The organism is Arthrobacter sp. SX1312, assembly GCF_002929295.1.
Taxonomy (GTDB): Bacteria; Actinomycetota; Actinomycetes; order Actinomycetales; family Micrococcaceae; genus Arthrobacter_D.
The window spans coordinates 279,955-291,984 of sequence record NZ_PJIM01000003.1 but is presented as its reverse complement, the minus strand read 5'-3'; the positions used below and the strand labels follow the sequence as shown (position 1 = coordinate 291,984).

The 12,030-nt window shown below is 68.5% G+C and carries 10 protein-coding genes; 6 read left to right on the top strand and 4 right to left on the bottom strand.

Going from position 1 to position 12,030, the window contains the following annotated elements; all coding sequences use genetic code 11:
* Positions 1–36: 36 nt before the first annotated feature.
* The 4 genes from CXQ92_RS14520 to sdhC all read right to left on the bottom strand — a co-directional run bounded on the left by CXQ92_RS14520 (position 37) and on the right by sdhC (position 3,551).
* Positions 37–825, bottom strand: a complete 789-nt coding sequence (locus tag CXQ92_RS14520; protein ID WP_104168468.1) for a succinate dehydrogenase iron-sulfur subunit — start codon at positions 823–825, stop codon at positions 37–39.
* Positions 825–2,603: a succinate dehydrogenase flavoprotein subunit gene (sdhA, locus tag CXQ92_RS14515; RefSeq protein WP_104168467.1), complete on the bottom strand. Its 1,779-nt coding sequence runs from the start codon at positions 2,601–2,603 to the stop codon at positions 825–827. The genes CXQ92_RS14520 and sdhA overlap by 1 nt, the downstream gene beginning before the upstream one ends.
* Positions 2,604–2,693: 90 nt before the next feature.
* The gene (locus CXQ92_RS14510) at positions 2,694–3,161 is read right to left on the bottom strand and encodes a succinate dehydrogenase hydrophobic membrane anchor subunit (RefSeq protein ID WP_104168466.1); all 468 of its coding nucleotides are present in this window, start codon (positions 3,159–3,161) and stop codon (positions 2,694–2,696) included.
* Between the two features lie 6 nt (positions 3,162–3,167).
* On the bottom strand, positions 3,168–3,551 hold the full coding sequence (sdhC, locus tag CXQ92_RS14505) for a succinate dehydrogenase, cytochrome b556 subunit (protein WP_052274151.1): 384 nt from the start codon (positions 3,549–3,551) through the stop codon (positions 3,168–3,170).
* Positions 3,552–3,822: 271 nt separating this feature from the next.
* Between sdhC and CXQ92_RS14500 the strand changes: the two genes are divergently transcribed.
* The 6 genes from CXQ92_RS14500 (at position 3,823) to CXQ92_RS14475 (ending at position 12,023) form a co-directional block, all read left to right on the top strand.
* Positions 3,823–4,977, top strand: coding sequence for a mannose-1-phosphate guanylyltransferase (locus CXQ92_RS14500; protein ID WP_104168465.1), 1,155 nt, complete (start codon positions 3,823–3,825; stop codon positions 4,975–4,977).
* A gap of 78 nt (positions 4,978–5,055) precedes the next feature.
* On the top strand, positions 5,056–6,261 hold the full coding sequence (locus tag CXQ92_RS14495; protein WP_104168464.1) for an amidohydrolase: 1,206 nt from the start codon (positions 5,056–5,058) through the stop codon (positions 6,259–6,261).
* A 249-nt stretch (positions 6,262–6,510) separates the two neighbouring features.
* Positions 6,511–7,620, top strand: coding sequence for a BMP family protein (locus tag CXQ92_RS14490; RefSeq protein ID WP_104168463.1), 1,110 nt, complete (start codon positions 6,511–6,513; stop codon positions 7,618–7,620).
* A 172-nt stretch (positions 7,621–7,792) separates the two neighbouring features.
* Positions 7,793–9,337 carry an ABC transporter ATP-binding protein gene (locus CXQ92_RS14485; protein WP_104168462.1) on the top strand — a complete coding sequence of 515 codons (1,545 nt, stop codon included), beginning with the start codon at positions 7,793–7,795 and terminating at the stop codon, positions 9,335–9,337.
* Positions 9,338–9,549: 212 nt separating this feature from the next.
* Positions 9,550–10,731: an ABC transporter permease gene (locus CXQ92_RS14480; protein ID WP_258070014.1), complete on the top strand. Its 1,182-nt coding sequence runs from the start codon at positions 9,550–9,552 to the stop codon at positions 10,729–10,731.
* Positions 10,728–12,023 carry an ABC transporter permease gene (locus tag CXQ92_RS14475; RefSeq protein WP_104168460.1) on the top strand — a complete coding sequence of 432 codons (1,296 nt, stop codon included), beginning with the start codon at positions 10,728–10,730 and terminating at the stop codon, positions 12,021–12,023. The genes CXQ92_RS14480 and CXQ92_RS14475 overlap by 4 nt, the downstream gene beginning before the upstream one ends.
* Positions 12,024–12,030 lie beyond the last annotated feature (7 nt).

Sequence of the window (12,030 nt, the reverse complement as noted above, 5' to 3'; positions counted from 1 at the left end):
TTCCCCGGGTACTGCTGCCTGCCCGGCGGTGCCGGATCAGATCTTGCGGGTGAGGATCGCCTGCTTGACCTCGGAGATGGCCTTCGTCACCTGGATGCCGCGGGGGCACGCCTCGGAGCAGTTGAAGGTGGTCCGGCAGCGCCAGACGCCCTCCTTGTCGTTGAGGATCTCCAGGCGCATGTCCCCGGCGTCGTCCCGCGAGTCGAAGATGAACCGGTGGGCGTTGACGATCGCGGCCGGCCCGAAGTACTGGCCGTCGGTCCAGAACACGGGGCACGACGACGTGCACGCGGCACACAGGATGCACTTGGTGGTGTCGTCGTAGCGCTCGCGCTCCTCGGCGGACTGCAGGCGTTCCTTGCTGGGCTCGTGGCCCTTGCTCACCAGGAACGGCATGATCTCCCGGTAGGACTGGAAGAACGGTTCCATGTCCACGATCAGGTCCTTCTCCACGGGGAGCCCCTTGATGGGTTCCACGAGGATGGGCTTGGACGTGTCGAGGTCCTTCAGCAACGTCTTGCAGGCGAGCCGGTTGCGGCCGTTGATGCGCATCGCGTCCGAGCCGCATACGCCGTGGGCGCACGAGCGGCGGAAGGACACGGAGCCGTCGTGCTCCCACTTGACCTTGTGCAGGGCGTCCAGCACGCGGTCGGTGCCGTACATGGTGAGCTGCCACTCGTCCCAGTGCGCCTCGTCGGACACCTCGGGATTGTAGCGGCGCACCTTCAGGGTGATGTCGAACGTGGGGATCTCTCCTCCGCCACCGACACCGGGTGCGAGCTCGACCTTGGATGCCGGCTCCTTCTCGATCGTTTCGGTACTCATCAGTACTTACGCTCCATGGGCTGGTATCGGGTGAAGATCACCGGTTTGGTCTCAAGGCGGACACCACTGGTCTCGATGGCGCTGGGATCCTTGTAGGCCATGGAATGGGTCATGAAGTTCTCGTCGTCGCGCTCCGGGTAGTCCTCCCGGAAGTGGCCGCCGCGGGACTCCTTGCGGTGCAGGGCCGCGGCGGTCATGACCTTCGCCATGTCCAGGAGGAACCCGAGCTCCACGGCTTCCAGCAGGTCCAGGTTGAAACGCTTCCCCTTGTCCTGCACGGTGATGCGCGTGTACCGCTCCTCCAGTGTATCGATCACGCGCAAGGCCTCGAGGAGAGTCTGCTCGGTGCGGAACACCTGGACGTTGGCGTCCATGACGTCCTGCAGCTCCTTGCGGATCAGCGCGACGCGCTCCCCGCCCTCGGAGCTGCGCGCCCGGTTCAGGAGTTCCTCGGTCTCGGCCGTGGGGTTCTCCGGGATGTCGACGAAGTCGGCGGTGAGGGCGTACTCGGCGGCGGCCAGGCCTGCCCGCTTCCCGAACACGTTGATGTCGAGCAGAGAGTTGGTGCCGAGGCGGTTCGAGCCGTGGACGGAGACGCAGGCGACCTCGCCGGCGGCGTACAGGCCGGGCACTACGGTGTCGTTGTCCGCGAGGACCTCGGCCTTGACGTTGGTCGGGATGCCGCCCATGGCGTAGTGCGCCGTCGGGAAGACCGGCACCGGCTCCGTGTAGGGCTCCACACCGAGGTAGGTGCGGGCGAACTCGGTGATGTCGGGCAGCTTCGCGTCGATGTGCGCGGGCTCCAGGTGCGTCAGGTCGAGGAGGACGTAGTCCTTGTTCGGGCCGGCGCCGCGACCCTCGCGGACCTCGTTCGCCATCGACCGCGCGACGATGTCACGCGGTGCGAGGTCCTTGATGGTCGGCGCGTAGCGCTCCATGAAGCGCTCGCCCTCCGAGTTGCGGAGGATTGCACCCTCACCGCGGGCGGCCTCCGAGAGGAGGATGCCCAGGCCTGCGAGGCCGGTCGGGTGGAACTGGAAGAACTCCATGTCCTCGAGGGGGATGCCGCGGCGGAACGCGATGCCCATGCCGTCACCGGTCAGGGTGTGGGCGTTCGAGGTGGTCTTGTAGACCTTGCCCACGCCCCCCGAGGCGAAGACGACGGACTTCGCCTGGAAGATGTGCAGCTCTCCCGAGGCGAGATCGTAGGACACGACGCCCGCGACGCGCTTCTCGATGCGCGTCACGCCGTCCACCGTGACTTCCTGGTCCACCATCAGGAGGTCCAGGACGTAGTACTCGTTGTAGAACTCGACGTTGTGCTTGACGCAGTTCTGGTAGAGCGTCTGGAGGATCATGTGCCCGGTGCGGTCGGCGGCGTAGCAGGAGCGCCGGACGGGCGCCTTGCCGTGGTCGCGCGTGTGGCCGCCGAAGCGCCTCTGGTCGATGCGTCCTTCGGGCGTCCGGTTGAACGGCAGGCCCATCTTCTCGAGGTCCAGGACGGCCTCGATGGCTTCCTTCGCCATGACCTCGGCGGCGTCCTGGTCGACCAGGTAGTCGCCGCCCTTGACCGTGTCGAAGGTGTGCCACTCCCAGTTGTCCTCTTCGACGTTGGCGAGTGCAGCACACATGCCGCCCTGCGCGGCTCCGGTGTGCGAGCGGGTGGGGTAGAGCTTCGTCAGGACGGCGGTGCGGGCGCGCTGGCCCGATTCGATGGCCGCGCGCATTCCTGCGCCGCCCGCGCCGACGATGACGACGTCGTACTTGTGGACCTGCATGCTGGTCGCTCTTTCTGTTGAAACCGTTGAGGCTGCATGAGTGCGGCCCGGAGGGCCCGTCATGCGGGAGTTGCCGGCCTGCGGCAGGTGTTACGGGGCGGGGCAGTAGTCCGCGACGTGGGCCACCCCGTCGATGACGGGGCAGGGATCGAAGGTGAAGATCACGAGCGTGCCGAGGACCACGATCACGACGGTCGACGTGTACAGGACGCCCTTCAGCCACATGCGCGTGCTGTTCTTCTCCGCGTAGTCGTTGATGATCACCCGGATGCCGTTGGTGCCGTGCAGCATGGCCAGCCACAGCATGGTCAGGTCCCAGATCTGCCAGAAGGGGCTCGCCCACTTCCCGGCGACGAAACCGAAGTCGATGCCGGTGATGCCATCACCCGCGACGAGGTTCACGTAGAGGTGCACGAAGATCAGCACCACCAGGATGGCCCCCGAGATGCGCATGAACAGCCAGGCGATCATCTCGAAGTTGCCCCGCGAGCCCGGGGTACGGGAGTAGCCAGGGGACACCCGGCCGGAGCGGGGGGTTTCAATGGTTGGCGTAGCCATGGGGTCCTAACCTCCGAAGACGTGCGAGAGATGGCGGATCGAGAAGGCGATCATGACGACCGCCCAGAGGCCGACGACGCTCCAGAGCATCTGGCGGTGGTACTTGGGGCCTTTCTTCCAGAAGTCCACGAGGATGACGCGGATGCCGTTGAAGGCATGGAAGACGATCGCGGCCACGAGGCCGAGTTCTCCGAGACCCATGATCGGGTTCTTGTAGGAGGCGATGACGGCGTCGTACGCCTCCGGGGAGACCCGCACGAGCGAGGTGTCCAGGACATGGACGAGGAGGAAGAAGAAAATCACGACCCCGGTGATGCGGTGGGCCACCCAGGACCATTGGCCTTCCCGGCCACGGTAGAGGGTGCCCGTTGGTGACAGTGTCTTCGGCATTGAATTGACCTCCCTGCATCGCGAGGGCGTTAGCGCGATATACGCAGGGATTACGCCGGTGCGACAGCACTCTTCAGATAAGAATAATCTAGGCCGGTGACACTCCCCGTTCAATTTAGGGGCGCCTCACCTGTGACCTTGTTAACACCGGGGTCGACACCGAGCCCGGCACCGTGCCCGGCACCGAGCCCGGCACCGAGCCCGGCACCCACCGGGGGTGGCCCCGGCGGGAGGGAGTCCGCCCCGGCATGCGTCGGTTACCGTGGAACGGATGAGTACCGAGAGGGCGGCTGCCCACACCCCAGACACCGAGCTCGTAGACGATGCGCTCGCGCGCTTCCACGGCGTGATCCCCGCGGGAGGCACCGGCACGCGGCTGTGGCCGCTCTCACGGGCGGCCGCGCCCAAGTTCCTGCACGACCTCACCGGTTCCGGCAGCACCCTGATCCGTGCCACCTACGACCGCCTCCGCCCCCTCTGCGACGGGCGGATCATGGTCGTCACCGGCATCGTCCACCGACGCGCGGTGCTCGCGCAGCTCCCGGAGATCGAGGACCTGAATCTCGTCCTCGAGTCGGAGCCGAAGGATTCCGGGGCCGCGATCGGGCTCGCCGCCGCCATCCTGCACCGGAGGGACCCGCGCATCATCATGGGATCGTTCGCCGCCGACCAGGTGATCGCGCCGGTCGACGTCTTCCAGGACGCGGTCCGCGAGGCCATCCAGACGGCCGCCCGCGGCTTCATCGTCACCATCGGCATCAAGCCGACCCACGCGTCGACCGGCTTCGGGTACATCAGGGCCGGCGAGCCCCTCGCCGTGGACGGGGCACCGAGCGCGCACGCCGTCATCGAATTCGTGGAGAAGCCCTCGCAGGAGGTCGCCGACGGCTACATCGAGAGCGGCAACTACTCCTGGAACGCCGGCATGTTCGTGGCCCCGGTGGACCTCATGCTCAAGCACCTGTCCGCCAACGAGCCCGAGCTCTACGCCGGCCTCGCCGAGATCGCGGAGGCCTGGGACACCCCCCGCCGGGTCGAGGTGGCCCGCCGCGTCTGGCCGACGCTGCCGAAGATCGCCATCGACTACGCCGTCGCGGAACCCGCCGCGGCCGCGGGCGACGTCGCCATGATCCCCGGCGAGTTCAGCTGGGACGACGTCGGCGACTTCGCGGCCATCGGACGGCTGAACCCGGCCGAGGAGAACAGCGAGCTCACGGTGATGGGGGAGGGTGCGCGCGTCTTCTCCGAGAACGCCTCGGGCATCGTCGTCTCGGACACCAAGCGGGTGATCGCGCTCATCGGGATCGACGACGTCGTCATCGTGGACACCCCCGACGCCCTGCTCGTCACCACCAAGGAACACGCCCAGGAGGTCAAGAAGGCCGTCGAGAGGCTCCGCGCCAGCGGCGACACCGACGTGCTCTAGGAGGGCAAGGAATCGGACGGCGGAGGCGCGGGAGCAATGAAGTGCCGCCCTCGGGCCGCCGGTCGGTAGGCTGAGGGCGTGGAAACGTTCAGCGCCCAGAGCCCTCCTGCCTCACGGGTCGGTGCATCCCTCGACACGCTGCTCGACGAGCTGACCGGCATCCGGCGTGACATCCATCGGCATCCCGAGCTGTCCTTCAAGGAGCACCGCACCTCGGACCTGCTCGTCGCACGGCTCCGGCAGGCGGGTCTCGTCCCGCAGCGGCTGCTGGGCACCGGCGTCTTCGTGGACGTGGGCCAGGGTCCGCTCCGCCTCGGTCTGAGGGCGGACATCGACGCCCTGCCGATCGTCGAGGAGACGGGCCTCGCCTACGCGTCGGCCTCGACCGGCGTGACGCACGCCTGCGGCCACGACATCCACACGACGGTGATGCTCGGCGTCGCCCTCGTCCTCGCCGACCTGGACCGCGAGCAGCCCCTGCCCGGCACAGTGCGGATCATCTTCCAGCCCGCCGAGGAGATGATGCCCGGCGGCGCCCTGGACGTCATCGACCAGGGCGTGCTCACCGGCCTGCCGCGGATCCTCGCCCTGCACTGCGACCCGCGGATCGACGTCGGCCTGGTCGGCACGCGCATCGGCGCCATCACATCGGCGTCGGACACCATCCGCGTCGAGCTCAGCGGTCGCGGCGGCCACACCTCGCGCCCGCACCTGACCGAGGACCTCGTGTTCGCGCTGGCGTCCATCGCCGTGAACGTCCCGGCCGTGCTCTCCCGCCGGATCGACGTGCGCAGCGCCGTCTCCCTCGTGTGGGGACAGATCCACGCCGGGTCGGCCCCCAACGCGATCCCGGCGCACGGCTACATGTCGGGCACGCTGCGCTGCCTCGACGCCGATGCGTGGAAGTCCGCCGGCGAGCTGCTCGACCGCGCCGTCCGCGAGGTCGCGGCGCCGTTCGGCGTGACCGTGAAGCTGGAGCACACCCGCGGTGTGCCCCCCGTGGTGAACCAGGAGGCGGAGACCGGCCTGCTCGAGGCCGCCGCCCGCGCCGAACTCGGCCCGGGTGCCGTCGTCCTGACGCCGCAGTCCATGGGAGGCGAGGACTTCGCCTGGATGACCCAGGAGGTGCCCGGCGCCATGATGCGGCTGGGGACCCGCACGCCCGGCGGGGAGACCTACGACCTGCACCGCGGCGACTACCGACCGGACGAGAGGGCCATCGGCTACGGCATCCGCGTCATGACCGCCGCAGCCCTCCGGGCCATCCTCGGCGCCGACGCGTAGCCGGGCGTCCGGCACCGCCGGACAGGTGCTCAGCAACCTGTGCATAACGAAACCCGAACGATCGGCGCCCTCGGTGTGCCCGTGTAGTGTTCCCCGTCACTTGGCCCTTAGGATGTTCGCATACGTGCTGCACCGACGGTGTCGCGGCGCCACGGTCTTCCAGTGACAACAGAGCCTCGGACCAATCGTGTCCGGGATGGACACTCGCTGGCATTCCTTCCCGTGGCGCATATTTCTCCTGGAGGCATTTTGAAGAACTCACTGCGCAAAATTTCGCGCGGCACCGGCCTGTCCGCGGCCGTTCTCGGCGTATCGGCCCTCGTCCTCTCCGGCTGCGGGGCACCGCCGGCCGAAGAGGCGTCAGGCGGCTCGAGCGCCGAAGCGAATTCCGACTACCTCGGCTGCATCGTCTCCGACTCGGGTGGATTCGACGACCGCTCGTTCAACCAGTCCAGCTACGAGGGCCTGAAGAAGGCCGAAGCGGACCTCGGCATCGAGATCAACCAGGCCGAGTCGCAGGCCGAGACCGACTTCGGGCCCAACGTGGACAGCATGGTCCAGGGCGGCTGCAACCTCACCGTCACCGTGGGCTTCCTGCTCGCCGACACCACGAAGGCCGCCGCCGAGCAGAACACCGAGGCGAAATTCGCGATCGTCGACGACAACTCGATCGACCTGCCGAACGTCAAGCCGATCATCTACGACACGGCGCAGGCGGCGTTCCTGGCCGGTTACGCGGCGGCCGCCACGAGCGAGACCGGCAAGGTGGCCACCTTCGGCGGCATCAACATCCCGACCGTGACCATCTTCATGGACGGCTTCGCCGACGGCGTCACCTACTTCAACGAGGAGACCGGCGGCGACGTCCAGCTCCTCGGCTGGGACAAGGAGAGCCAGAACGGCACCTTCGTGGGCAACTTCGAGGACCAGGCAGCAGGCAAGACCAACACCCAGAACTTCATCAACGAGGGCGCCGACATCATCATGCCCGTCGCCGGTCCGGTCGGTTCGGGTACGCTCGACGCCGTCATCGAGGCCAATGCGGGCGGCAAGGACGTCAAGGCCATCTGGGTCGACTCCGACGGCTACGAGACCGCGGGCAAGGGCGAGGAGTTCATCCTCACCTCGGTCATGAAGCTCATGGGCGATGCCGTCGAGGACGTCATCAGCACCGACGTCGAGGGCAACTTCGACAACACCCCGTACGTGGGCACCCTCGAGAACGGCGGCGTGGCACTGGCGCCGTTCCACGACCAGGAGGCCAACGTCCCCGCCGATCTGCAGGCGACGCTCGACGGCCTGAAGGACCAGATCGTCTCGGGCGAGATCACGGTCGAATCGGCGGCCAGCCCGAAGTAGCACGGCAGCGCACCAGGACCGCCCTCCTCCCGCGGGGTCACCCCGGGAGGAGGGCGGTTTGCATTCGAGGCCGGTCGGTGCACCGATGCGCCGCCCGGTATCCTTCACGTGGCTTCCGCTCGATCCAGCGACGAGTCAGGACACGACAAGAACAGAACAGGTTGGATGAGTTGTGAAACTCGAACTGATCGGCATCACGAAGCGATTCGGATCGCTCGTCGCCAACGACTCCATCGATCTCGTCGTCGAACCGGGACAGGTACACAGCCTGCTCGGTGAGAACGGGGCCGGGAAGTCGACGCTCATGAACGTGCTGTACGGGCTGTACGACCCGACGGAGGGCGAGATCCTCGTCGACGACAAGCCGGTGACCTTCAAGGGACCCGGGGACGCCATGGCCGCCGGGATCGGCATGGTGCACCAGCACTTCATGCTCGTGCCGGTGTTCACCGTCGCGGAGAACGTGGCCCTCGGCAACGAGGCGACGAAGGCGGGTGGCATGCTCGACCTGCAGAAGACGCGCACGCGCATCCGGCAGATCTCCGACCAGTACGGGTTCGACGTCGATCCCGACGCCGTGGTCGAGGACCTGCCCGTCGGCGTGCAGCAGCGCGTCGAGATCATCAAGGCCCTCGTGCGCGACGCCGAGGTGCTGATCCTGGACGAGCCCACCGCCGTGCTGACACCCAAGGAGACCGACGAGCTGCTCGGCATCATGGGCCAGCTCAAGGCCGACGGGAAGTCGATCGTCTTCATCTCGCACAAGCTCCGCGAGGTCAAGGCCGTCTCCGACGTCATCACCGTCATCCGCCGCGGCAAGGTGGTCGGCACCGCGGACCCGGACGCGTCGACCACCGAGCTCGCGTCCCTCATGGTGGGGCGCTCGGTCAGCCTCACGCTCGACAAGAAGCCGGCGACCCCCGGCGAGGTGACCTTCAGGGTCCGCGACCTCACGGTCCAGGCCGCCAACGGCCAGCGCGTCGTGGACGGCCTCAGCTTCGAGGTGGCGCAGGGGGAGATCCTCGCCATCGCGGGCGTCCAGGGCAACGGGCAGACCGAACTCACGGAAGCCATCATGGGGCTCCAGGACCACGTCACGGGCTCGATCACGCTCGGCGGCGAGGAGCTCCTGGGCCGCAGCGTCAAGGACGTCATCCGCGCCGGCGTCGGGTTCGTCCCCGAGGACCGCAGCGTGGACGGGCTCGTCGGCACGTTCTCGGTCGCCGACAACCTCGTCCTCAACCGCTACGACGACGACCCCTTCGCCCGGGGCCTGTCCATGTCACCCGCGGTCATCGAGAAGAACGCCGAGGAGAAGATCGCGGAGTACGACATCCGGACGCAGTCCGCGTCCGCGGCGGCGGGGACGCTGTCCGGCGGGAACCAGCAGAAGGTCGTCATGGCCCGCGAGTTCTCCCGGCCGCTCGAACTGTTCATCGCCTCGCAGCCCACCCGCGGCGTCGACGTCGGATCCATCGAGTTCCTGCACCGGCGCATCGTCGCGGAGCGCGACGGCGGCACACCCGTCATCATCGTCTCCACCGAGCTCGACGAGGTCCTGGAACTCGCCGACCGGATCGCCGTGCTGTACCGCGGGCGCCTCATGGGCATCGTGCCCGGCACGGCGTCGCGCGATGTCCTCGGCCTGATGATGGCCGGCATGGCCGGCGACGAAGCACTGGCCCAGGTACACGACGTTCAAGGAGGAAACCTGTGAGCCCGCAGGACGACAGGCCGGCCAGCCCGGCGACCGACGGCGACGCTCCGCTGAGCCGTCGGGAAGCGAAGGAGGCCGCGCGCCAGGACGAGGTGCGGCGCGAGAACGCGGCGGAGACGGCGGGAGGGGAACTGCCCCCTCCCGCGGTGCCCCCCACCGCGACCGGTCTCGGCGGCGGAACCTCGCCCGAGTCGACGCTCCTGCAGCGCATCATGACCGGGAACGCGCTCGTCGCCTTCCTCTCCGTGGTCCTCTCGCTGGTCCTCGGCGGCCTGCTCATCGCCATCACCGACGAGGACGTGGCACGGGCGTCGTCGTACTTCTTCAGCCGGCCGCAGGACACCCTGGCGGCGGCCTGGACGGCGGCGTCGAGCGCGTACATCGCCCTCTTCCAGGGCTCGGTGTTCAACTTCCAGGGGGAGACCTTCGCCCGGATGATCTACCCGCTGACGCAGACGCTGACGGTCGCCACGCCGCTCATCTGCGCCGGCCTGGGTGTGGCGCTCGCGTTCCGCGCGGGCCTGTTCAACATTGGCGCGCAGGGCCAGATCCTCATCGGTGCGACCTTCGCGGGCTGGGTCGGCTTCACGCTCCACCTCCCGGCCGGCATCCACCTGCTCCTGGTGATCCTCGCCGGCATGGTCGGCGGTGCGATCTGGGCCGGGATCGTCGGGCTCCTCAAGGCACGCACGGGCGCCCACGAGGTCATCCTGACCATCATGTTCAACTACATCGCCGTCAACCTGGTCCTCTACTTCCTGAGCACACCGGCCTTCCAGCGGCCGGGGTCCACGAACCCCATCAGCCCCCAGCTCGACGCGACGGCGCTCTACCCGCCGCTGCTCGGCGCGGGGTTCCGCCTGCACTGGGGCTTCGTCGTCGCCGTGCTGGCGACGTTCTTCGTGGCATGGCTGCTCAACCGCTCGACGGTCGGCTTCGAGCTGCGCGCCATCGGCGCCAACTCGAGCGCGGCCCGCACCGCCGGCATCAACGTCAGCAAGGGCTACATCCTGGCGATGGCCATCGCCGGTGCCCTCGCGGGACTCGCGGGCGTGGCACAGGTGTCCGGCACCGAGAAGGTGCTGACCTCGGGGGTCGCTGCGAGCTTCGGCTTCGACGCGATCACCGTCGCCCTGCTCGGGCGTTCCACACCGTGGGGCACCTTCGCGGCGGGCATCCTGTTCGGCGCGTTCCGCGCCGGCGGGGTGACCATGCAGGCGTCGACCGGCACCAGCATCGACATCGTCCTCGTGGTGCAATCGCTCATCGTCCTCTTCATCGCAGCGCCGCCGCTCGTCCGCGCGCTGTTCCGCCTCCCCGCACCCGGCGCCTCCCGTGCCGGCAAGGGCGGCTCCACGACCCGTACGCCAGCCTCGACCGGAGCAGCAGCATGAGCACAGCAACCACCGAAGCGCCCGCGCACGGCGCCCGCGACGGCGGCGACGCCCGCGTGCGCAGCTGGAAGACCCCGATCATCCTCGCCGTCGTCGCGCTCTTCTCCCTCCTGGTCTTCGCGATCGGGGCCCCGGCCAACGACGTCACGTTCCGCCTCTCGGAGGACGGCGACGCGATCGTCCTGCCCCCGCTCGTGGTGTCGGCGCCCGTCGTCGGCTGGATCGCCGCCCTCGGGATGATCGCCCTCGCGGTCATCGCGTTCCTGCGGACGCGCTCCGCCCGGAAGGTGCCCACCTGGGTGCCGGCCGTGTTCGCCGTCCTGTTCCTCATCGCCTTCCTGACCTGGGTGGTGGGCAGCGCCCGCACCCCGAACGTGGCCCTCTACGGGCTCCTTGCCGGGTCGGTGACCCTCGCGGTCCCGCTGATCTTCGGTTCGCTCTCGGGCATCCTGTGCGAGCGCTCCGGCGTCGTCAACATCGCCATCGAGGGGCAGCTGCTGTTCGGCGCCTTCGCCGCGGCCGTCGCCGGGTCGCTGTCCGGCAACGCGTTCGTCGGCCTCTTCGCCGCGGCCGTCGCCGGCGTCCTCGTGTCGCTCGTCCTCGCCGTCTTCAGCATCCGCTACGTCGTCAACCAGGTGATCGTCGGCGTCGTGCTCAACGTGCTGGTCTCGGGGCTCACCGGCTTCCTGTTCTCCGCCGTCCTCACCGAGGACCCGGAGCGGTGGAACTCGCCGCCGCGCCTGCCCATCATCGAGATCCCGCTGCTCTCGGACCTCCCCGTGATCGGGCCGATCCTCTTCGAGCAGACCATCGTCGGCTACCTGATGTACGTGGCGGTCGCCGTCATCTACGTGGAGCTCTTCCATTCCCGCTGGGGCCTGCGGACCCGCGCGGTCGGGGAGCACCCGAAGGCCGCCGACACCTTGGGCGTCAACGTCAACCGGGTGCGCTTCACGAACGTGCTCCTGGCCGGTGTCGTCGCGGGCATCGGCGGGTCCTTCTTCACGCTCGTCGCCGTCTCGGGCTTCGGGCGCGACATGACGGCGGGCGCGGGCTACATCGCGCTGGCGGCCATGATCTTCGGCCGGTGGAATCCGATCGGCGCGTTCTTCGCGGCCCTGCTGTTCGGCTTCGCCACGAACCTGTCCAACGTGCTCAGCCTGCTCGGCACCCCGGTGCCGGACCAGTTCCTGCGCATGCTGCCCTACGTGGTGACGGTCTTCGCCGTCGCGGGCCTCGTGGGCCGCTCGAGGGCGCCGGGAGCCAGCGGCATCCCGTACATCAAGGGCTAGGAGCACC